The sequence below is a fragment of the Bacteroides sp. 11BF genome (genome assembly GCF_019633765.1).
In the GTDB taxonomy this organism is placed as follows: domain Bacteria; phylum Bacteroidota; class Bacteroidia; order Bacteroidales; family Bacteroidaceae; genus Bacteroides; species Bacteroides hominis.
The window spans coordinates 233,482-254,984 of sequence record NZ_JAFKPJ010000008.1 but is presented as its reverse complement, the minus strand read 5'-3'; the positions used below and the strand labels follow the sequence as shown (position 1 = coordinate 254,984).

Annotated in this window: 18 protein-coding genes; 17 read left to right on the top strand and 1 reads right to left on the bottom strand. The window is 44.3% G+C overall.

Translation table 11 applies throughout. The annotated features are described in order from the left end of the window. The first annotated feature begins 338 nt into the window (after positions 1–338). From JZY04_RS10930 to JZY04_RS10885, 10 genes are all read left to right on the top strand, one after another. A complete protein-coding gene (locus JZY04_RS10930) occupies positions 339–929 on the top strand; it encodes a V-type ATP synthase subunit E family protein (protein ID WP_005778476.1) in 591 nt (196 codons plus the stop codon). 11 nt (positions 930–940) lie between these two features. Beyond that, positions 941–1,780 carry a DUF2764 domain-containing protein gene (locus JZY04_RS10925; protein WP_122143506.1) on the top strand — a complete coding sequence of 280 codons (840 nt, stop codon included), beginning with the start codon at positions 941–943 and terminating at the stop codon, positions 1,778–1,780. A gap of 36 nt (positions 1,781–1,816) precedes the next feature. Next, positions 1,817–3,574, top strand: a complete 1,758-nt coding sequence (locus JZY04_RS10920; protein WP_122143505.1) for a V-type ATP synthase subunit A — start codon at positions 1,817–1,819, stop codon at positions 3,572–3,574. A 29-nt stretch (positions 3,575–3,603) separates the two neighbouring features. Beyond that, positions 3,604–4,923, top strand: coding sequence for a V-type ATP synthase subunit B (locus tag JZY04_RS10915; RefSeq protein ID WP_005778472.1), 1,320 nt, complete (start codon positions 3,604–3,606; stop codon positions 4,921–4,923). Positions 4,924–4,935: 12 nt separating this feature from the next. Further along, entirely contained in the window at positions 4,936–5,541 is a 606-nt protein-coding gene (locus JZY04_RS10910) for a V-type ATP synthase subunit D (RefSeq protein ID WP_122143504.1), read from the top strand. Further along, the gene (locus tag JZY04_RS10905; RefSeq protein ID WP_005778468.1) at positions 5,538–7,355 is read left to right on the top strand and encodes a V-type ATP synthase subunit I; all 1,818 of its coding nucleotides are present in this window, start codon (positions 5,538–5,540) and stop codon (positions 7,353–7,355) included. Before JZY04_RS10910 ends, JZY04_RS10905 begins: the two co-directional genes overlap by 4 nt. 54 nt (positions 7,356–7,409) lie before the next feature. Then, positions 7,410–7,871, top strand: coding sequence for a V-type ATP synthase subunit K (locus JZY04_RS10900; RefSeq protein WP_002562679.1), 462 nt, complete (start codon positions 7,410–7,412; stop codon positions 7,869–7,871). 235 nt (positions 7,872–8,106) lie between these two features. Beyond that, positions 8,107–9,768, top strand: a complete 1,662-nt coding sequence (locus JZY04_RS10895) for a glycosyltransferase (protein ID WP_005778464.1) — start codon at positions 8,107–8,109, stop codon at positions 9,766–9,768. A gap of 33 nt (positions 9,769–9,801) precedes the next feature. Next, positions 9,802–12,366, top strand: a complete 2,565-nt coding sequence (locus tag JZY04_RS10890; protein ID WP_005806753.1) for a glycosyltransferase family 1 protein — start codon at positions 9,802–9,804, stop codon at positions 12,364–12,366. A gap of 101 nt (positions 12,367–12,467) precedes the next feature. Next, positions 12,468–13,118, top strand: a complete 651-nt coding sequence (locus tag JZY04_RS10885; protein WP_005778461.1) for a hypothetical protein — start codon at positions 12,468–12,470, stop codon at positions 13,116–13,118. Positions 13,119–13,289: 171 nt separating this feature from the next. On the opposite strand, the gene JZY04_RS10880 is transcribed toward JZY04_RS10885, so the two are convergent. Continuing rightward, the gene (locus JZY04_RS10880; protein WP_005778459.1) at positions 13,290–14,393 is read right to left on the bottom strand and encodes a TlpA disulfide reductase family protein; all 1,104 of its coding nucleotides are present in this window, start codon (positions 14,391–14,393) and stop codon (positions 13,290–13,292) included. 137 nt (positions 14,394–14,530) lie between these two features. Here JZY04_RS10880 and potA point away from each other — a divergent pair, with 137 nt between their 5' ends. From potA to JZY04_RS10845, 7 genes are all read left to right on the top strand, one after another. Next, positions 14,531–15,916: a polyamine ABC transporter ATP-binding protein gene (potA, locus tag JZY04_RS10875; protein ID WP_181996511.1), complete on the top strand. Its 1,386-nt coding sequence runs from the start codon at positions 14,531–14,533 to the stop codon at positions 15,914–15,916. Between the two features lie 19 nt (positions 15,917–15,935). Next, on the top strand, positions 15,936–16,733 hold the full coding sequence (locus tag JZY04_RS10870; protein WP_005778456.1) for an ABC transporter permease: 798 nt from the start codon (positions 15,936–15,938) through the stop codon (positions 16,731–16,733). Continuing rightward, the gene (locus JZY04_RS10865; RefSeq protein ID WP_122143502.1) at positions 16,727–17,515 is read left to right on the top strand and encodes an ABC transporter permease; all 789 of its coding nucleotides are present in this window, start codon (positions 16,727–16,729) and stop codon (positions 17,513–17,515) included. Before JZY04_RS10870 ends, JZY04_RS10865 begins: the two co-directional genes overlap by 7 nt. Positions 17,516–17,582: 67 nt before the next feature. Continuing rightward, positions 17,583–18,917, top strand: a complete 1,335-nt coding sequence (locus JZY04_RS10860) for an ABC transporter substrate-binding protein (RefSeq protein WP_122143501.1) — start codon at positions 17,583–17,585, stop codon at positions 18,915–18,917. Positions 18,918–19,132: 215 nt separating this feature from the next. After that, positions 19,133–19,501 carry an RNA-binding protein gene (locus JZY04_RS10855; protein WP_005778451.1) on the top strand — a complete coding sequence of 123 codons (369 nt, stop codon included), beginning with the start codon at positions 19,133–19,135 and terminating at the stop codon, positions 19,499–19,501. A gap of 308 nt (positions 19,502–19,809) precedes the next feature. After that, positions 19,810–21,036 (top strand): 6-bladed beta-propeller, encoded by a 1,227-nt coding sequence (locus tag JZY04_RS10850; protein ID WP_005778449.1) that lies wholly within the window; start codon positions 19,810–19,812, stop codon positions 21,034–21,036. Then, on the top strand, positions 21,036–21,440 hold the full coding sequence (locus JZY04_RS10845) for a DUF4891 domain-containing protein (RefSeq protein ID WP_005778448.1): 405 nt from the start codon (positions 21,036–21,038) through the stop codon (positions 21,438–21,440). Before JZY04_RS10850 ends, JZY04_RS10845 begins: the two co-directional genes overlap by 1 nt. Positions 21,441–21,503: the final 63 nt, after the last annotated feature.

Here is a 21,503-nt window from a genome sequence, read left to right as displayed (position 1 = left end):
GACTTGTTTTTGGGTATAAGCAATATCCCCTGATAACCTTTTTATCGGCTTCATCCCATATACTCCTGACTCAATCTTCATTTTTCCGGTTTTATCATAATTCAATGTTTGATGTATTATCAGACTGTTTATCTTTGCCATCATCTGAAAAGATGAAACGGGAAGATAAATGTGTCGGGATCGTCATAACCTTTACTTTTAGGCGCTTCTTTTCGCGATTACGAACAGTTTTCTTCCTCTTTTCTCTTTTTTTATCAGATTGAATTTTGTACTTTTGGCGAGAATCTGATGAGAAACACTTAGATATTATAATATAAACTTCTAAATAGTCCGTGAATATGGAAAACAAAATTCAAGAGTTGACCGATAAGATTTATCGCGAAGGCGTCGAAAAAGGTAATGAAGAAGCCCGCCGTCTTATTGCGAATGCTCAGGAAGAAGCTAAAAAAATCGTTGAAGATGCCCATAAAGAAGCTGAATCAATTATTGCCACCTCTCGTAAATCTGCCGATGAACTGACAGAGAATACCAAATCAGAGTTGAAACTGTTTGCCGGTCAGGCAGTAAATGCGTTGAAATCAGAAATAGCCACTATGGTAACTGATAAAATTGTGACCGCACCGGTAAAGGAGTTTGCACAGAATAAAGATTTTCTGAGTGCTTTTATCGTAGCTCTGGCTTCCAAATGGAGCGTAGACGAGCCGATTATCATCTCAACTTCTGATGCGGAATCTTTAAGAAAGTATTTTGCGGCCAATGCTAAAGCATTGTTAGACAAAGGTGTTACCATAGAACAAGTGAATGGTATTAAGGCATTGTTTTCTGTATCTCCTGCAGACGGTTCATATAAAGTGAATTTCGGAGAAGAGGAATTTATGAATTACTTTAAAGCATTCCTGCGTCCTCAGTTGGTAGAAATGTTATTCTAAAGGGATGCGTTATGAGTAAATATTATTACTTGGTAGCCGGTTTGCCGGAACTCACACTTGAGGACAGTAAGCTGAGCTATACAGTAGCTGATTTTAAAACGGAAATTTACACGGGCTTGTCAGCTTCAGATCAAAAATTAATTGATCTGTTTTATTTGAAGTTTGATAATGCCAATGTACTGAAGCTTCTGAAAGATAAAGAAGCCGCCATTGATACCCGGGGAAATTTCTCCGCGGAGGAACTTGCTGAATATATCTCTGTTCTTAAAGAAGGAGGAGAAATCAGTACTAAAGAATTTCCTGCATATCTTGCTACTTTCATTTCCGACTATTTCAATACTCCGGCAGAGAATGCTGTTTTACTGGAAGATCATCTGGCTGCACTTTATTATGATTATGCAATGAAATGCGGAAATAAGTTTGTGGCTTCCTGGTTCGAATTCAATCTTACAATTAACAATATCCTTGTGGCATTGACCGCTCGGAAGTATAAATGGGATGTTGCCCGCAATATAGTGGGTGATACGGAAATATGTGAGGCTTTGCGAACTTCCGGAGCTCGTGATTTCGGGCTTTCCGGTGAAGTGGATTTTCTGGATCAGTTAGTGAAAATCAGTGAAATAACAGAACTGGTAGAACGCGAGAAGAAGTTGGATGCTTTACGGTGGAACTGGATGGAGGAAGCTATTTTCTTCAACTATTTTACCATCGAACGTATTTTTGCTTTCTTATTGAAACTGGAAATGATTGAACGTTGGATCTCTTTGGATAAGGAAAGAGGAAATCAACTGTTCTGCAGTATCATAGAGTCACTGAAGAATGAAGTGCAAATTCCCGCAGAATTCAGGTAATCCTGCCAAACTCGGATAAATAAATTAAAAAAATATATGGCAACAAAAGGAACTGTTAGTGGCGTTATTGCCAACATGGTGACCCTCGTCGTTGATGGACCGGTAGCTCAAAATGAGATTTGTTATATCTCAACCGGTGGCGATAAATTAATGGCGGAGGTGATTAAGGTCGTAGGTACACATGTATATGTTCAGGTGTTCGAAAGCACTCGTGGATTGAAAGTGGGAGCCGAAGCCGAATTTACCGGACACATGCTTGAGGTGACCTTAGGTCCCGGTATGTTATCGAAGAATTACGATGGTCTGCAAAACGACCTTGATAAGATGGATGGCGTATTCCTGAAGAGAGGACAATATACCTATCCGTTGGATAAAGAAAGTGTATGGCATTTTGTTCCCCTTGTCAATGTAGGGGATAAAGTGGAAGCATCTGCCTGGTTAGGACAGGTGGATGAAAACTTCCAGCCATTGAAGATCATGGTACCTTTCACGCAGAAAGGTGTTTGCACGGTGAAATCGATTGTACCTGAAGGCGATTATAAGATTGAGGACGTAATTGCTGTTTTGGTAGACGAAGAGGGAAACAACGTTGAAGTGAATATGATTCAAAAGTGGCCGGTAAAAAGGGCTATGACGAATTATAAAGAAAAACCGCGTCCGTTTAAATTGCTTGAAACCGGTGTACGTGTGATTGACACTGTCAATCCGATAGTAGAGGGGGGGACAGGATTTATTCCCGGTCCGTTCGGTACAGGTAAAACCGTACTTCAGCATGCTATCTCTAAACAGGCAGAGGCCGATATTGTGATCATTGCCGCCTGCGGTGAACGTGCGAACGAGGTTGTGGAAATATTTACTGAGTTCCCAGAACTGGTGGACCCACATACGGGACGTAAGCTGATGGAGCGTACCATTATTATTGCCAATACTTCGAACATGCCGGTAGCGGCCCGTGAAGCTTCTGTGTATACGGCTATGACGATTGCCGAATATTATCGTGCGATGGGATTGAAGATCCTGTTGATGGCAGACTCTACTTCCCGTTGGGCACAGGCATTGCGTGAGATGTCGAACCGTATGGAAGAGTTGCCCGGACCGGATGCATTCCCGATGGACTTGTCCTCAATCATTTCTAACTTCTACGGTCGTGCAGGTTATGTAAAACTGAATAACGGTGAGAGTGGTTCTATTACCTTTATCGGTACGGTATCTCCTGCCGGAGGTAACCTGAAGGAACCTGTGACTGAAAATACTAAAAAGGTAGCTCGTTGTTTCTATGCGCTGGAGCAGGATCGTGCCGATAAGAAGCGCTATCCGGCTGTGAATCCGATCGACTCTTATTCTAAATATATCGAATATCCTGAATTTGAGGCATACATTGCCGAACACATCAACGACGAATGGATCGGTAAAGTGAATGAGATCAAAACGCGTTTGCAGCGTGGTAAGGAAATTGCCGAGCAGATCAACATCTTGGGTGATGACGGTGTGCCGGTAGAATATCATGTCATTTTCTGGAAGTCGGAGTTGATTGATTTCGTTATATTGCAACAGGATGCATTCGATGAAATTGACGCCGTTACTCCGATGGAGCGCCAGGAAGCTATCTTGAACATGGTGATAGACATCTGTCATACGGAATTTGAGTTTGACAACTTTAATGGGGTTATGGACTACTTCAAGAAGATGATTAACATCTGCAAGCAAATGAACTATTCAAAGTTCAAATCGGAACAATATGAAGGTTTCCAGAAGCAATTGAAGGAGTTGGTTGCCGAGAGAAGTGTCAAATAGTGGATTGTAACTAAATTGTAAATAATAACATGGCTACAAAAGCATTTCAAAAAATATATACTAAGATTACTCAGATTACCAAAGCTACCTGCTCGCTGAAAGCTACAGGGGTAGGTTATGATGAGTTGGCCACTGTGAATGGTAAACTGGCTCAGGTTGTAAAGATAGCCGGTGACGAAGTGACTTTGCAGGTGTTTGAGGGTACGGAAGGTATCCCGACCAATGCTGAAGTGGTATTTCTGGGTAAATCGCCTACGCTGAAAGTAAGCGAGCAACTGGCCGGACGTTTTTTCAACGCCTTTGGTGATCCTATCGACGGAGGACCGGAGATTGAAGGACAGGAAGTCGAGATCGGAGGCCCTTCTGTGAATCCGGTACGCCGTAAACAACCTTCAGAACTGATTGCAACCGGTATTGCCGGTATCGACTTGAATAATACCCTGGTTTCCGGTCAGAAGATTCCTTTCTTCGCCGATCCGGACCAACCGTTTAACCAAGTGATGGCGAACGTAGCATTGCGTGCGGAAACAGATAAAATCATTCTGGGAGGTATGGGTATGACAAACGATGACTACCTGTATTTTAAGAATGTATTCTCCAATGCCGGTGCGCTCGACCGTATCGTCAGTTTTGTGAATACCACGGAGAACCCTCCGGTAGAACGTCTGCTGGTACCGGATATGGCTTTGACTGCGGCTGAATATTTCGCAGTACAGCACAATCAGAAAGTATTGGTTCTGCTGACTGATATGACTTCGTATGCCGATGCTTTGGCTATCGTGTCGAACCGTATGGATCAGATTCCTTCGAAAGACTCTATGCCGGGCTCTCTTTATTCGGACCTTGCTAAAATCTACGAAAAAGCGGTACAGTTCCCCGATGGTGGTTCCATCACAATTATTGCTGTGACTACGTTGTCCGGCGGTGATATCACGCATGCCGTACCCGATAACACCGGTTATATCACCGAAGGACAGTTGTTCCTGCGTCGTGATAGCGATATTGGTAAGGTTATTGTCGATCCGTTCCGTTCATTGTCCCGTCTGAAACAGTTGGTAACCGGTAAGAAGACCCGTAAGGACCATCCACAGGTGATGAATGCTGCGGTACGTCTGTATGCCGATGCCGCTAACGCCAAGACGAAGTTGGAGAATGGTTTTGACCTGACCAATTATGACGAACGTACTTTAGCTTTTGCCAAGGACTACTCCAATCAGTTGCTTGCCATCGACGTCAATCTGGATACGACAGAAATGCTGGATGTGGCATGGGGATTGTTCGGCAAATATTTCCGTCCGGAAGAAGTGAATATCAAGAAGGAACTGGTAGATCAGTATTGGAAAAAATAGTAAATAAACGAGATGGCTATAAAGTTTCAATATAACAAAACCTCCCTTCAGCAGCTCGAGAAGCAACTGAAAGTGCGGGTGCGTACCCTCCCGATTATTAAAAATAAGGAGAGTGCCCTTCGCATGGAAGTGAAGCGCTGTAAAAGCGAAGCTGCCGATCTGGAGGAAAGGCTGGAAAAACAAATCCAGGCTTATGAAGCCACGTTCGCACTTTGGAATGAGTTTGACACCTCATTGATAAAAGTAAATGATGTTCATCTTGGTATCAAAAAAATAGCCGGTGTAAGGGTGCCTTTACTCGAGAATGTAGATTTCGAGATTCGTCCGTACAGCCTGTTTAATGCTCCCAAATGGTATGCCGATGGTATACATTTGCTTAAGGAGTTGGCGCATACCGCTATAGAGCGTGAGTTTACGCTGGCCAAGCTGGGCTTGTTAGAACATGCGAGGAAAAAGACCACTCAGAAAGTTAATCTTTTTGAGAAGGTACAGATACCTGGTTATCAGGATGCTTTGCGTAAGATAAAACGCTTCATGGAAGATGAGGAGAATTTGTCTAAGTCGTCGCAAAAGATTCTGAAATCACAGCAAGAAAAAAGGAAGGAGGCAGAGGCATGATTACAAAAATGAAGAAACTCACATTCCTGGTTTATCATAAGGAGTACGAAGCTTTTCTGAACAGTCTTCGGGAACTCGGAGTCGTTCATATTGTGGAGAAACAGCAGGGAGCGGCTGAGAATGCCGAGTTACAGGATAACATCCGTCTTTCTGCCCGTCTTGCCGCCGCATTGAAATTGTTACAGAACCAGAAACATGGGAAAGATGCGGTCATTGCAACCCATGGAGGCAGTGCTGAACGTGGTCTACAGGTGCTTGACGAAATAGATGCTCTGCAAACCGAACATAGTAAACTGTTGCAACAGCAGCAAATCTGCGGAAAGGAAAAAGATGCCTTGGAAGCCTGGGGCGATTTTGAACCGGGAGGCATACAGCGGTTGAAAGATGCCGGTTATGTGGTCGGATTCTATACTTGTCCCGAAGGTAACTACAAAGAAGAATGGGAAGCGGAATATAATGCAATGGTTATTTGCCGTATTTCTTCAAAGGTCTTTTTCGTCACCGTGACCAAAGACGGAGAAGAAGTCGATCTGGATGTAGAGCAAGCTAAACTGCCGTCGCAGTCATTGGCGCAACTTGAAATGCAGTATACCAATACCGGGATTGCACTTGAAGAGAATGAAAAGAAGTTGGTTGCTTTGTCTGAAACCGACATACCTTCGCTGAAGGAGGCTTTGAAACAGGTGCAGACTGAAATAGAATTCTCAAAGGTCGTTTTAAGTACGGAGCAGACTGCCGGTGATAAATTGATGTTGCTTGAAGGATGGGCTCCTGCTGCCAGTAAGGTTGAAATCGAAGCCTATCTGAATGACGCACATGTTTATTACGAGATCACAGACCCGACACCGGAAGACAATGTTCCGATTGAACTGAACAACAAAGGCTTCTTTGCCTGGTTTGAGCCGATTTGCAAATTGTACATGTTGCCGAAATATAACGAACTGGACTTGACGCCGTTCTTTGCTCCGTTCTTTATGATCTTTTTCGGACTTTGCCTGGGAGATTCCGGATATGGCTTGTTCCTGTTTGTGGGGGCTACCGCTTACCGTTTGCTGGCAAAGAAACTGAGTCCGTCGGCCAAATCAATCATCTCTCTGATTCAGATACTGGCTACTTCCACTTTCTTCTGCGGATTGCTGACCGGAACCTTCTTCGGTGCCAATATTTACGACCTGCCCTGGCCGTTCATCCAGCGCCTGAAGAGTGCAGTCTTTATGGATAATAATGACATGTTCCAGCTCTCACTGATTTTGGGTGCGGTGCAGATTCTGTTCGGTATGGTATTGAAGGCTGTCAATCAGACCATCCAGTTTGGCTTCAAATACGCCATTGCGACGATCGGGTGGATCATTCTCCTGTTATCGTTGGCTTTTTCGGCGCTGTTGCCGAAAGTGATGCCGATGGGAAGTACCGTACATCTGATCATTATGGGCATTGCCGGTATTATGATTTTCCTGTTCAACAGTCCTGGAAAGAATATCTTTCTTAATATCGGACTGGGTTTATGGGATTCTTATAACATGGCAACGGGGCTGTTGGGTGACGTTCTTTCATACGTGCGTTTATTCGCTCTGGGATTGTCAGGAGGAATTCTTGCCGGAGTATTCAACAGTTTGGCAGTAGGCATGAGTCCGGACAATGTGATTGCCGGTCCCATTGTGATGGTGCTGATATTCGTTATCGGACATGCCATCAATATCTTTATGAATGTGCTCGGAGCCATGGTTCACCCCATGCGTCTGACTTTCGTGGAGTTTTTCAAGAATTCCGGTTACGAAGGCGGCGGCAAGGAGTACAAACCATTCAGAAAATAGAGAAATAAAAAAGAAAAATAGTAGAATAATAAATTAAAAAATAAAATTAAGATTATGGAAATGAATTTGTTTATTGCTTACATTGGCATCGCGGTTATGGTTGGTTTGTCGGGCATCGGAAGTGCTTACGGAGTGACTATCGCAGGTAACGCTGCTATCGGCGCATTGAAGAAGAACGATAGTGCATTCGGTAACTTTCTTGTATTGACAGCTCTTCCGGGTACACAGGGATTGTATGGTTTCGCAGGCTACTTTATGTTCCAGACTATCTTCGGCATCCTTACTCCCCAGATAACTGCCATTCAGGCTTCTGCCGTATTGGGTGCAGGTATTGCCCTCGGACTGGTTGCCCTGTTTTCCGCTATTCGCCAGGGACAGGTTTGCGCCAATGGTATTGCAGCCATCGGACAAGGCCATAATGTATTCAGCAACACATTGATTCTTGCTGTATTCCCCGAACTTTATGCTATCGTGGCATTGGCAGCTACCTTCCTTATCGGTAGTGCGCTGGCATAAATGATAAGCTAATGATTTATAAAAACACTTAAGCGTTTTCAGCAAAACGTCTAAGTGTTTTCTGAAAAGACTTAAGCGTTTTCCAAAAACACTTAAGTCTTTTTTTATGCTCTGAAACCTCGTTGTAAACGCTTGTTTGTGCTATTTTGCTTATATTTTTTGTATAAAGTACTATTTTTCAATAAATAATGCGTACTTTTGCACCTGCGTAATAAAAAGAGTTTTAAACATTTATATGGTAAAAGATTTATTAACCCCCGATTATATCTTCGAAGCCAGTTGGGAAGTGTGCAACAAGGTAGGAGGAATTTATACTGTTTTGTCCACAAGGGCAAATACGTTGCAAACTAACTTCCGTGACAAATTATTCTTCATAGGGCCGGATGTGTGGCAAGGAAAAGAAAACCCTTTGTTTATAGAATCTGACAACCTCTGTGCGGCATGGAAAGAACATGCCCTCAATAAAGATAACCTTTCTGTCCGTGTCGGACGTTGGAATATTCCGGGTGAACCCATTGTTATTCTGGTTGATTTTCAGCCTTTCTTTGAGAAAAAGAATGAAATCTATACTGAAATGTGGAATCATTTTCAGGTAGATTCGTTGCATGCTTACGGCGATTATGACGAAGCATCCATGTTCTCGTATGCTGCCGGAAAAGTGGTAGAGAGCTTCTATCGTTATAATCTGACTGAAAATGATAAGGTTGTTTATCAGGCACATGAATGGATGACCGGCTTGGGAGCACTATATGTGCAGTTGGCCGTACCCGAAATAGGGACTATTTTCACTACCCACGCTACCTCTATCGGCCGGAGCATTGCCGGAAACGATAAACCCTTATATGATTATCTGTTTGCCTATAATGGTGACCAGATGGCCCAGGAACTGAATATGCAGTCGAAGCACTCTATTGAGAAGCAGACCGCACATCATGTTGACTGCTTTACGACAGTAAGCGAAATCACTAATAACGAGTGTAAAGAGTTGCTGGATAAGGCAGCAGACGTAGTGCTGATGAATGGCTTCGAGGACGATTTCGTACCTCAGGGAACGGCTTTCACCGGTAAACGCAAACGTGCCCGTTCGCTGATGTTGAACGTGGCCAATAAACTTCTTGGAACCAATATGGGCGATGATACGTTGATTATCGGTACCAGCGGACGCTATGAATTTAAGAACAAAGGAATCGACGTGTTTCTGGAATCTCTGAACCGCTTGAACCGGGACAAAGATTTGCAGAAGAACGTACTGGCATTTGTCAATGTGCCGGGTTGGGTAGGAGAGCCCCGCGAGGACTTGCAGACCCGCCTGAAGAGCAAAGAGAAGTTCGATACTCCGCTTGAAGTGCCTTTCATTACCCATTGGCTGCATAATATGACCCACGATCAGGTGTTGGACATGTTGAAGTATCTGGGTATGGGAAACCGTCCGGAAGATAAGGTGAAAGTGATTTTCGTCCCGTGTTATCTGGATGGAAAGGATGGAATCCTGAATAAAGAATATTATGACTTGATATTGGGAGAAGACTTGAGTGTCTATCCTTCTTATTACGAACCTTGGGGATATACTCCGCTTGAGAGTGTAGCCTTCCGCGTACCTACCATTACGACTGATCTGGCAGGCTTCGGTCTTTGGGTGAACAGCCTGAAGAATCAGCATGGCCTTGATAATGGAGTAGAGGTGCTGCATCGTTCGGACTATAATTACTCGGAAGTTGCCGACGGTATCAAGGATACGATCGCGCTGTTCTCGGGTAAAACGGAAATTGAGGTGAAAGAAATCCGCAAGCATGCGGCGGCTGTGGCCGAACAGGCTTTATGGAAGCATTTCATCAAGTATTATTACGAGGCTTATGATATTGCTTTGCGCAATGCAATGAAACGTCAACTAAACTAAGTATTTATTCATCAACAAGTAAACAATAACATTATGAAAATTAAAGTAAGTAATGTGAATACTCCGAATTGGAAGGAGGTAACTGTAAAGTCACGTGTTCCTGCGGAATTAGAGAAATTATCTGAACTTGCACGCAACATTTGGTGGGCATGGAATTATGAAGCCACTGAACTGTTCAGAGATTTGGATCCGACCCTTTGGAAAGAAGCTGGTCAAAATCCGGTACTTTTGCTTGAACGTATGAGTTACGAAAAATTGGAAGCTTTATCAAAAGATAAGGTTATCCTGAAACGTATGAATGACGTATATGCTAAATTCAGAGACTACATGGATGTGAAGCCAGACGATAAACGTCCTTCTGTAGCTTACTTTAGCATGGAGTATGGTTTGAATCACGTTCTTAAAATATATTCCGGCGGTTTAGGTGTACTGGCCGGCGACTATCTGAAAGAAGCTTCTGACAGTAATGTAGATCTTTGTGCGGTAGGTTTCCTGTATCGCTACGGTTACTTTACACAAACGCTGTCTATGGACGGGCAGCAGATTGCCAATTACGAAGCACAGAACTTCGGTCAGCTTCCTATCGACCGTGTGACGGATGCAGACGGAAAACCGTTGGTAGTGGATGTGCCTTATATGGATTACTACGTACATGCAAATGTATGGAGAGTAAACGTAGGACGTATTTCTTTGTATCTGCTCGATACAGACAACGAAATGAACAGTGAATTTGACCGTCCTATCACTCACCAACTCTACGGAGGTGACTGGGAAAACCGTCTGAAACAGGAGATCCTGTTAGGTATCGGCGGTATGCTGACACTGAAAGCACTGGGCATCAAGAAAGATATTTATCATTGTAACGAAGGACACGCTGCCCTGATCAACGTACAGCGTATCTGCGACTATGTAGCTACCGGTCTTACTTTCGACCAGGCTATCGAGTTGGTTCGTGCATCTTCTTTATATACGGTTCACACTCCGGTTCCTGCCGGTCACGATTACTTTGACGAAGGTTTGTTCGGCAAGTATATGGGTGGCTATCCCTCAAAGATGGGTATCAGCTGGGACGATCTGATGGATCTCGGACGTAACAATCCGGGTGACAAAGGAGAACGTTTCTGTATGTCGGTATTTGCCTGCAACACTTCTCAGGAAGTGAACGGTGTGAGCTGGCTGCATGGAAAGGTTTCTCAGGAGATGTTCTCTTCTATCTGGAAAGGATACTTCCCGGAGGAAAGCCATGTGGGCTATGTGACCAACGGTGTACACTTTCCTACTTGGAGTGCTACGGAATGGAAACAGCTTTATGCTAAATATTTCAACGAAAGCTTCCTGTATGATCAGTCAAATCCGAAGATTTGGGAAGCTATCTATAATGTGCCCGATGAAGAAATCTGGAAGACCCGTGTAACTATGAAGAACAAGCTGGTGGACTATATCCGCAAGCAGTTCCGTGAAACGTGGTTGAAGAACCAGGGAGATCCGTCACGCATTGTATCTCTGTTGGATAAGATCAATCCGAATGCGTTGCTGATTGGTTTCGGCCGCCGTTTTGCCACTTACAAACGTGCTCACCTGCTGTTCACCGATTTGGAACGTCTGTCGAAGATTGTTAATAACCCCGATTATCCGGTACAGTTCCTCTTCACAGGTAAAGCCCACCCGCACGATGGTGCAGGTCAGGGGCTGATTAAGAGGATTGTTGAGATTTCTCAGCGTCCGGAATTCCTGGGCAAGATTATCTTCCTCGAAAACTACGATATGCAGTTGGCCCGCCGTCTGGTGAGTGGGGTTGATATCTGGCTGAACACGCCGACCCGTCCGCTTGAAGCATCCGGTACATCGGGTGAGAAGGCTTTGATGAACGGTGTATTGAACTTCTCCGTGCTCGATGGATGGTGGCTTGAAGGTTACCGCGAAGGTGCAGGTTGGGCATTGACCGAGAAACGTACTTACCAGAATCAGGAACATCAGGATCAGCTCGATGCAGCTACCATCTACAGTATTCTTGAAACAGAAATTCTGCCGTTATATTATGCCCGCAACAAGAAGGGGTATTCAGAAGGCTGGATTAGAAGTGTGAAAAACTCAATCGCTCAGATTGCTCCTCACTATACAATGAAGCGTCAACTCGACGATTACTATAGCAAATTCTACTGCAAGGAAGCCAAGCGCTTCAAAGAATTGTCTGCCAATGATAATGCGAAGGCAAAAGAAATTGCAGCATGGAAAGAAGAAGTGGTCGCCAAGTGGGATTCCATCGAGATCGTTTCAAGAGATAGAGAAGCAGACATTGCACAAGGCGATATCGAAAGCGGCAAGGAGTATACGATTACCATCGTCGTTGATGAAAAAGGATTGAACGATGCAGTGGGACTGGAGTTGGTTACAACTTATACGACTCCGGAAGGAAAACAGCATGTTTATTCGGTAGAACCATTCAGCGTGGTTAAGAAAGAAGGCGATCTGTATACATTCCAGGCTAAACACAGCTTGTCGAATGCAGGAAGCTTCAAAGTATCATACCGTATGTTCCCGAAAAATCCGGATTTGCCTCACCGTCAGGACTTCTGTTATGTGCGTTGGTTTGTCTGATTGGTATGTAAAGTAAAGAGAGATTTACTATAACTATTTGAAAGGCTGTTTTGAAGTGTATACTGTCAAAACAGCCTTTTATTGTTTAATATCGATGTATTATGAGAAGGTTTTTTATTTTCATTGCTTTCGCACTGTGCAGTTTCTGGCAGTTGAGAGCCCAGGCCGATACGGCTTCGTTCCTGTTTGATAAGTATGAAGATGCCCAGGTGGTTCTCAGAGCCGGTGGTGAATTGAAGTCAAAAATGAACTACAATATAGTAGCCAACAAGTTCTATTTTGTAGATCCGCAGGATAAGCAGGTGAAGGAACTTGCCAATCCGGGAGATATTTTGCTGATCAAGATAGGAGGGCGTACGTTTTATCCGGAATCCAACGGAGCCGGAATAGAAATGTTGCCGACAAAACCGGTAGTGTATGTTCAGTATAAAGCATCTGCACGTAAGGAAGCCCCTGTGGGAGCCTATGGCACCCGTTCGGAAACAACGGCAGTTCAGAGTTACGGTTCTGTCATGAGCAATGGACAATCATACCAGTTGCAAGGTGAGAAGATGATTGTCGGCAACCGGCATCATATCTATTGGGTGGAGAAAGATGATAAAATGAAACAGTTCCGCAATTTTAAGCAATTTGCCAAAATCTACTCAAAGCATCGTGCGGAAATTGAGAAATACATTGGAGAGAATAAAGTGAATTTTGAGAATGTGGATCAGATTGTCAAGCTCTGTTCCTATGCCGATTCACTGAAATAGGTTTGGTTTTGAAAGCCCCTGTCCGGGACATTTGTAAAATGAAGAGGCTGTGTCGAAACTCTTTTTACCGCGGAGTAACACAGAGTAGCACAGAGCCTTTTTGTTAATAATCAACAACTTAAAATCGCCTCTGTGTTACTCTCTGTCCTCTGTGGTAAGTTTTGATACAGCCTATTTGTTCAATACTTCTTCCAGTTTGGCTTGGAGCGCTTCTCCGTGCAGGCCACGTGCAAGAATTGTTCCGTCAGCATCAACCAGCATGGTGTGGGGAATACTGTTTACGGCATACAACTGTGCACCTTCGTTCTGCCAGCCTTTCAGGTCGGACATCTGAGGCCAGGTGATGTTTAGCTTCTTGATGGCATCTTTCCATTTATCGGCATCCTGATCGAGAGACACGCCTACGATTTCGAAGTTCTTGCCTTTGTACTTAGCGTAAGCCTCTACGATGTTCGGCATTTCGCGGCGGCAAGGACCACACCAGCTTGCCCAGAAGTCAACCAATACCACTTTGCCTTTTCCTACATAGTCGGACAGTTTTACCGGTTTTCCGTCGGGTGTCAGCATCTCGAAGTCGATAAATTTCTGACCGGCAGCAGTCGCTTTCTGCTTTTCGGTAACTTCTTTGATTTTCATAATCAGTTCGTCATTCTGATAGTTGGCAGGTATTTGTTTCAGCAAAGCATCATTCTCTTCGGTAGAGTTTTCATAGAAACTTTGTTTGAACAACATGATACCCACTGGGTTGGTGATGTTTTTCTGTACACCTTCTTTGATAGCCTGGCTGTATGCCTCTTCCAGCTGTGAGTATTCTTTTTGTTTTGCCAACTTCTGATCATCGGTCAGTGTGCTGTCGCCCATAGCCTGGTAGATAGCTGCCTGTTTCTGATCGATCACATTGGTCTTGTTCCGTATCTCCTGATAAGCGTCATTGTTCGGAGTACCGGTTGCCGACTTATTATCTTTAGACAGGTTTACGTTGATTTTACCGTTTTCGAGGAAGAAATCTACATATGCTCCGTCACCGTTTTTAGAGTAAGTGATGTAACGGTTCACTGCGGAATCCTGTACGCCTTCGAATGTAAATGTTCCGTTAGCGATGATGGCTGTATCCAGTTTGTTGAACTGTCTGCTTACACGTTCCTGAATAAATACGGTATCGCCGTCGGAAGCGCCTTCCACAGTACCTGTTATCACATAACCGGGTTTGCTGTTATTACAAGATGCTACTCCCAGAGCAACCGCTGCAACAGCCAGATAAGTTAACTTTTTCATTGCTTTAGTATGTTTTATGAATAAATATTTATGCAAAGATAGCCGTTTTTTTTATTCGGAATAGAATTTCTCTGTTATATTAGATTAACATGTATGTACGAATCGGATAAATGTGTACCTTTGCACCCCAAATTAGTATGAATATGCAAGAAAGCAAATCCATTATTGAGGTGAACGGTGTGTCTAAATTCTTCGGAGAGAAGACTGCCCTGGATCATGTGACCCTGAATGTAAAAAAAGGTGAGTTCGTCACCATCCTGGGTCCTTCGGGTTGTGGTAAGACTACTTTGTTACGCCTTATTGCCGGCTTCCAGACTGCTTCGGAAGGCGAAATTAAAATATCGGGGAAGGAAATCACGCAGACTCCTCCGCACAAACGTCCGGTAAACACGGTGTTTCAGAAGTACGCTTTGTTTCCGCATCTGAATGTATATGATAATATTGCTTTCGGGCTGAAGCTGAAAAAGATGCCGAAGCAGACCATTGAGAAGAAGGTGAAGGCTGCTTTGAAGATGGTGGGGATGACGGACTATGAATACCGTGACGTAGATTCGCTGTCCGGCGGACAACAGCAACGTGTGGCTATCGCACGTGCCATAGTCAACGAACCGGAAGTGCTGTTGCTCGACGAACCATTGGCAGCTCTCGACCTGAAGATGCGCAAAGACATGCAGATGGAACTGAAGGAGATGCACAAATCATTAGGGATCACTTTTGTATATGTCACCCACGATCAGGAGGAAGCATTGACGCTGAGCGATACGATTGTCGTCATGAGCGAAGGACGAATCCAGCAGATCGGCACTCCCATTGATATTTACAATGAACCTACCAATTCGTTTGTGGCCGATTTTATCGGGGAAAGTAATATCCTGAACGGTGTGATGATACACGACAAACTGGTACGTTTCTGCAATACCGAGTTCGAATGTGTGGACGAAGGGTTCGGCGAAAACATGCCCGTAGACGTAGTGATCCGTCCGGAGGATCTTTATATATTTCCGGTTTCGGAAGCGGCACAACTGACCGGCGTGGTGCAGTCGTCCGTCTTCAAGGGGGTACATTATGAAATGACCGTCCTTTGCAACGGCTATGAATTTCTGGTACAGGACTATCATCATTTTGAGGTCGGTGCCCTCGTTGGGCTGTTGGTGAAACCGTTTGATATTCATATAATGAAGAAAGAGCGCGTGTGCAATACCTTCGAAGGCAAGCTGATTGACGAAACCCATGTGGAGTTTCTGGGTTGTAACTTCGAGTGTGCTCCTGTTACCGGAATTGATGCCGGCAGCGAAGTGAAAGTGGAAGTCGGTTTCGACAAAGTGATTCTTCAGGATAACGAAGAAGACGGTACGCTGACCGGAGAGGTGAAGTTCATCCTTTATAAAGGCGACCACTATCATCTGACTGTGCTTTCGGATTGGGACGAGAATGTATTTGTAGATACGAACGACGTATGGGACGATGGAGACCGTGTAGGTATCACCATCCCCCCGGACGGTATCAGAGTAATTAAGAACTAAATAAAAATAAGAGTTAAGAGTGAAAAGATTATCGGTCTTTTTTTCATCACGTAAGAGTTGGACGCTCCCTTACATTATCTTTTCGGCGATCTTCGTCGTTATTCCGCTACTCCTTATTGTGGTCTATGCTTTCACCGATGACAGCGGACATCTGACATTGGAAAACTTTGCGAAGTTTTTTCAGCATCACGAGGCTATCAATACCTTTGTTTATTCCATCGGTATTGCCATCATTACCACTATCGTCTGTATCCTGCTGGGTTATCCGGCAGCCTGGATACTAAGCAACGCAAAGCTGAACCGCTCGAAAACGATGGTCGTATTGTTTATCCTTCCCATGTGGGTCAACATCTTGGTGCGTACGTTGGCAACAGTAGCCCTGTTCGACTTCTTCAGTGTCCCGTTGGGTGAGGGAGCTTTGATATTCGGTATGGTCTATAACTTTATACCTTTCATGATTTACCCTATCTACAACACCCTGCAAAAGATGGATCACAGTTACATCGAGGCTGCGCAGGACTTGGGTGCCAATCCCGTCCAGGTGTTTTTCAAGGCAGTGCTTCCGCTTTCCATGCCGGGAGTGATGAGTGGCATCATGATGGTTTTTATGCCCACTATCTCAACTTTTGCCATTGCAGAGTTGTTGACGATGAACAACATCAAACTGTTTGGTACCACTATCCAGGAGAATATCAATAATAGTATGTGGAATTATGGAGCGGCCCTGTCACTGATCATGCTGTTGCTGATTGCGGCGACTTCTCTGTTCAGCACCGACGACAAAGATAATACGAACGAAGGAGGTGGGCTATGGTAAAGAAGATTTTTGCCCAGACCTATTTGTGGATACTCCTTTTGCTGCTCTATTCGCCTATCGTGATTATTATGATCTACTCTTTCACCGAAGCAAAGGTGTTGGGCAACTGGACCGGATTCTCCACGAAACTGTATTCGTCACTGTTTACTACCGGCACGCACCATTCGCTGATGAATGCGTTGATCAATACCGTGACCATTGCTTTGATAGCGGCTACGGCTTCCACTTTGTTGGGCAGCGTCACGGCTATCGGCATCTTCAACCTGAAGGCACGTTCGCGGAAGGCCATCAGTTTTGTGAACAGTATCCCTATTCTGAATGGTGATATTATTACCGGTATTTCCCTGTTCCTGCTGTTTGTTTCGCTCGGTATATCTCAGGGATATACGACCGTGGTATTGGCGCACATCACATTCTGTACTCCATATGTGGTGCTCAGCGTGTTGCCCCGCCTCAAGCAGATGAATCCTAATATTTACGAAGCTGCCCTCGATCTGGGAGCAACCCCGATGCAGGCACTTCGCAAAGTGATTATCCCGGAGATCCGTCCGGGAATGATTAGCGGCTTCATGCTTGCGCTGACACTTTCTATCGATGATTTTGCGGTAACGGTATTTACGATCGGTAACGAAGGACTTGAGACACTTTCCACCTATATTTATGCCGATGCCCGCAAGGGAGGGCTTACTCCGGAGCTGCGTCCCCTTTCGACGATTATCTTCGTGGTGGTGCTGGCATTGCTGATTGTCATTAACCGGCGTGCGGGTAAGGAGAAAAAGTGATGTCCTTTTTGTTTTAAATCGAAAAAGAAGAGAATTTACGAGAATCAAGAAACTGTATAAAGTGCTAATGAACAAACTATTAATAACCCTTTTCCTGGCGATGTCACTTTTGTTTTCCGGTTGTTACAACTCCGGTGAACCTCGCGAGAAGGTATTGAAAATCTATAATTGGGCCGATTATATCGGTGATGGGGTGCTCGAAGACTTTCAGGCATATTATAAGGAGCAGACGGGTGAGGATATCCGCATCGTTTATCAAACCTTTGATATTAACGAAATCATGCTCACCAAGATTGAGAAGGGACACGAAGATTTCGATGTGGTATGTCCTTCGGAATACATCATCGAGCGGATGTTAAAGAAAAACCTGCTGTTGCCCATCGACACTGTTTTTCCCCATTCGCCCGATTACATGAATGACGTATCGCCTTATATCCGTGAACAGATTGATAAACTGAGTCAGCCGGGGCGGATCGCCAGTCATTATGCGGTATGCTATATGTGGGGAACCGCCGGGATATTGTATAATAAAGCTTTTGTGCCCGAAGCCGATGCCGAAAGCTGGAATTGTCTTTGGGACCGGAAATATGCCGGTAAGATACTGATGAAAGACAGTTACCGGGATGCATACGGAACTGCCATCATTTACGCCCATGCCCGTGAACTCGCCGATGGTAAGGTGACGGTCGAAGATCTGATGAACGACTATTCTCCCCGTGCGATGGAGATTGCCGAGAAATATCTCAAAGCAATGAAGCCCAATATAGCCGGTTGGGAGGCAGACTTCGGCAAAGAGATGATGACTAAAAATAAAGCATGGCTCAACATGACCTGGAGCGGAGATGCCAAGTGGGCCATCGAGGAAGCGGATGCGGTAGGAGTGGAGCTGGATTATGCCGTACCCCGTGAAGGAAGCAACATCTGGTATGACGGGTGGGTGATTCCTAAGTATGCCGGTAACCCGAAAGCCGCCAGCTACTTCATCAACTTCATGTGCCGCCCCGACATTGCCTTGCGGAATATGGAAGCGAGCGGTTACGTAAGTGCTGTGGCTTCGCCCGAGATCATGGAAGCGAAAGTGGACACAACTCTTACATATTATTCCGATCTGAGCTATTTCTTCGGACCGGGTGCCGACAGCCTGCAGATTGACAAGATTCAGTATCCGGATCGTGAAGTGGTGGAGCGTTGTGCCATGATTCGTGATTTTGGTGATAAGACGAAAGAGGTTCTTGAAATTTGGTCACGCATAAAAGGCGACAATCTCGGAGTGGGCATTACTATTCTGATTTTTGTAGTAGTGGGACTAATGAGTGGCTGGATGATTTATAAACGGGTACAGCGCTATAAACGTGAGAAGATGCAAAGACGCCGGAGTCGCAGACGGAGGAAGCAAAGATGAGATTAAAGTAACGTTGAAATTTGAATTTTGATAAAAAAATAAAAGAAAATGATGATTTTGTTTCTCAATCTATTGTAAATGTCTATATTTACCGCGTATTAAAGATTTCTGATAGGATGTGTTTTATTTCCAAGGTACTTGTAGAGTAATTTATCTCCTTATTAAGACTTCTCTAACATAACAAATTTTATTAATTGTATTAATTATTTTTTTCAATGAACATTTTTATTGCAGGCATCAGCTATAATCTTAGCAACGCCGATTTAGGAGAATTATTCGAAGAGTTTGGAGAAGTTATTTCAGCCAAAATTGTCATGGACAGAGAGACTGGCCGTTCTAAAGGATTCGGTTTCGTAGAAATGCCGAATGACGAAGAGGGAAATGCTGCCATCGCAGCACTGAACGAAAAAGAAATAGACGGAAAAACACTTTCTGTATCAGTTGCACGTCCGAGAGAAGAAGGACCGCGTCGTAATAACAATTACGGTGGTGGTAGTCGTGGTGGCTACGGTAACAACCGTGGTGGCGGTTACGGTGGTGGTAATCGTGGCGGCGGCTATGGCGGCGGTCGTGACAGATATTAATCAAAAGAGATTACCAGTCTGTCCAAACAGACTTGAAGGAGAGATGTCCGGGATTTATCCCGGGCATCTTTTTTTATGTGGTGTCCGGCGGGTGTATAATTTTGTGTACTTTCGCCACAGAGTGTGCGGAGGGTACAATGAAAAATATTTCTTTCAGGCGTACTTATAAGCAAAGGATTAAAACTCTGTGCCTTCTGTAGCGTGCCCTATTTATATAGACAAACTCCGGAATGAATAAAAAAACTACGGAATGTTCGTAGGAAATTCGTTTTTATTTTTATCTTTGCATTTATAGAAAAGGAGGGTATATGAAAAATTCCGGGAAATTACTTTTCTTGAGTTCAATTCTGGGGGGAGTCTTTTTAGTCTCTTCTTGTTCGGCTGTTCCGAAGATAGAAGAGAAGGACTTATCGGAGCAATGGCCGGTTGTGGCTTCCCGTCAGTGGACCGGTCAGGATTCTGTTGTGGTATGTGATCTAAATGCACTGAAAGATACGATTGACTTACCGCTCAGCTTCTTTGTAGAGGACTTTCGGATCATCAAGTTGGATAACCGCGATGAAGCGATGGTAGGGGTAAGCAATCTATGTGTCTCCGAAAACTACATTCTCGTTTACGGTTCTGTTTATACACTTCATCCCTGCCGGTTGTTTGATAAAAAGGGAAAGTTCATTACCGATATAGGTGCTATCGGGCAGGGACCGGGAGAGTATCGTTCTATATATAAAGCCCGGATTGATGAAAAACATAATTGCATTTATCTGATCCCTTTTGCTAACAGTAATGTTATCTATGTTTACGACTTGAAAGGGAAACCGCTGCCATCCATTCCGTTGTATCGGCCTGTCTCCAAAGCCATGTTCCGGATCGATACGGACAAACGAGAGATTACAGTGGGGGCACTTCCTTTTACCGGATACCCTTTGGTTGCATGGATACAGGATTTTGAAGGAAATCTGTTGGACTCTGTTCCCACACCTAAGCATCTGTTTGTTGTTCCCGATTATAGTAATGATATCGCGTATGGGGCCAATACGGAAGCAGTCGATCTCTATATATCGACCTTCTGGGAGTTACGCCCTGATACACTTTATCATTATATACGTTCGGAGAGCAGGCTGAAGCCCCACTTTACGCTCGATATCGGAAATCGGAAACGTTCGATGACGATGTATTACGAGTTACCCCGGGTTTATATCGGAAAGTTGGCGGTAGATAAGCAGGTAGGTGACGGACTGTGGGAATCTCAGGATACTTCGTACTTTGTAGTAGATAAGAAATCGTTGCGCGGAACCTTTTTCCGTATAGTGAATGATTTTATGGGAGGTATGCCGGATCGGTTATGGACACCCTGGGCTTTTTACGACAGGCAGTATATACGGCTCGTGGAGCCTGGATCGCTGAAAGCAGAGATCGAAGCCTATCTGAGCGGTATGGCCGGGGAGAGTGCGAATGCCCTGCGGGAGTTTGGTCAGTCGATAGGAGAAGAAGATAATAGTTATGTAATATACGCTAAGCAGAAAGGAGCTCAATAATGAAAAAAGTATTTGGAATCTTGTTGTCGGTTCTGTTGGCCTGCACTTCGTGTGGAGATGGCAGCAGCAAAAGTGAACCTTCGTTTAAAGTATACGATGAATATTCTAAAGAGAAGAAGGTCGAAAAGAAGAATGATATCGGAAAGGCAACCTATATTTTCTGGATAAACAAAGCGGAAGCCAAGAAATTGCGCGGGTTGACTTTTAATATTAAATGTAAAGTCACGATCAACGAAGACGGTAGTATAAAGATTTTGGGATATGAAAAAGAACAACCCTACACGGTGACCAAAAGTCTGAAGAAATACCTCAAAACCTTCCGTGTAGACGAGAAAGCTTTGAAAGAAGGAACGGTTAAAACGGGAGATCAGGTCGTTTTTCTGCGTTATGTTGTGCTGAAATAAAAGGTAGTGTTTTTGCTGCGAGGATGTGCTGAAATTCACCACAGGAGATACAGAGTAACACAC

What these genes read in the sequence shown, in the direction of transcription:
- JZY04_RS10925 (WP_122143506.1), top strand. Translation starts at nt 941, where the DNA reads ATGAGTAAATATTATTACTTGGTAGCCGGTTTGCCGGAACTCACACTT.
- JZY04_RS10885 (WP_005778461.1), top strand. Translation starts at nt 12,468, where the DNA reads ATGAGAAGGTTTTTTATTTTCATTGCTTTCGCACTGTGCAGTTTCTGG.
- potA (WP_181996511.1), top strand. Translation starts at nt 14,531, where the DNA reads ATGAATATGCAAGAAAGCAAATCCATTATTGAGGTGAACGGTGTGTCT.
- JZY04_RS10895 (WP_005778464.1), top strand. Translation starts at nt 8,107, where the DNA reads ATGGTAAAAGATTTATTAACCCCCGATTATATCTTCGAAGCCAGTTGG.
- JZY04_RS10910 (WP_122143504.1), top strand. Translation starts at nt 4,936, where the DNA reads ATGGCTATAAAGTTTCAATATAACAAAACCTCCCTTCAGCAGCTCGAG.
- JZY04_RS10890 (WP_005806753.1), top strand. Translation starts at nt 9,802, where the DNA reads ATGAAAATTAAAGTAAGTAATGTGAATACTCCGAATTGGAAGGAGGTA.
- JZY04_RS10855 (WP_005778451.1), top strand. Translation starts at nt 19,133, where the DNA reads ATGAACATTTTTATTGCAGGCATCAGCTATAATCTTAGCAACGCCGAT.
- JZY04_RS10920 (WP_122143505.1), top strand. Translation starts at nt 1,817, where the DNA reads ATGGCAACAAAAGGAACTGTTAGTGGCGTTATTGCCAACATGGTGACC.
- JZY04_RS10850 (WP_005778449.1), top strand. Translation starts at nt 19,810, where the DNA reads ATGAAAAATTCCGGGAAATTACTTTTCTTGAGTTCAATTCTGGGGGGA.
- JZY04_RS10905 (WP_005778468.1), top strand. Translation starts at nt 5,538, where the DNA reads ATGATTACAAAAATGAAGAAACTCACATTCCTGGTTTATCATAAGGAG.
- JZY04_RS10865 (WP_122143502.1), top strand. Translation starts at nt 16,727, where the DNA reads ATGGTAAAGAAGATTTTTGCCCAGACCTATTTGTGGATACTCCTTTTG.
- JZY04_RS10915 (WP_005778472.1), top strand. Translation starts at nt 3,604, where the DNA reads ATGGCTACAAAAGCATTTCAAAAAATATATACTAAGATTACTCAGATT.
- JZY04_RS10860 (WP_122143501.1), top strand. Translation starts at nt 17,583, where the DNA reads ATGAACAAACTATTAATAACCCTTTTCCTGGCGATGTCACTTTTGTTT.
- JZY04_RS10880 (WP_005778459.1), bottom strand. Translation starts at nt 14,393, where the DNA reads ATGAAAAAGTTAACTTATCTGGCTGTTGCAGCGGTTGCTCTGGGAGTA.
- JZY04_RS10845 (WP_005778448.1), top strand. Translation starts at nt 21,036, where the DNA reads ATGAAAAAAGTATTTGGAATCTTGTTGTCGGTTCTGTTGGCCTGCACT.
- JZY04_RS10930 (WP_005778476.1), top strand. Translation starts at nt 339, where the DNA reads ATGGAAAACAAAATTCAAGAGTTGACCGATAAGATTTATCGCGAAGGC.
- JZY04_RS10900 (WP_002562679.1), top strand. Translation starts at nt 7,410, where the DNA reads ATGGAAATGAATTTGTTTATTGCTTACATTGGCATCGCGGTTATGGTT.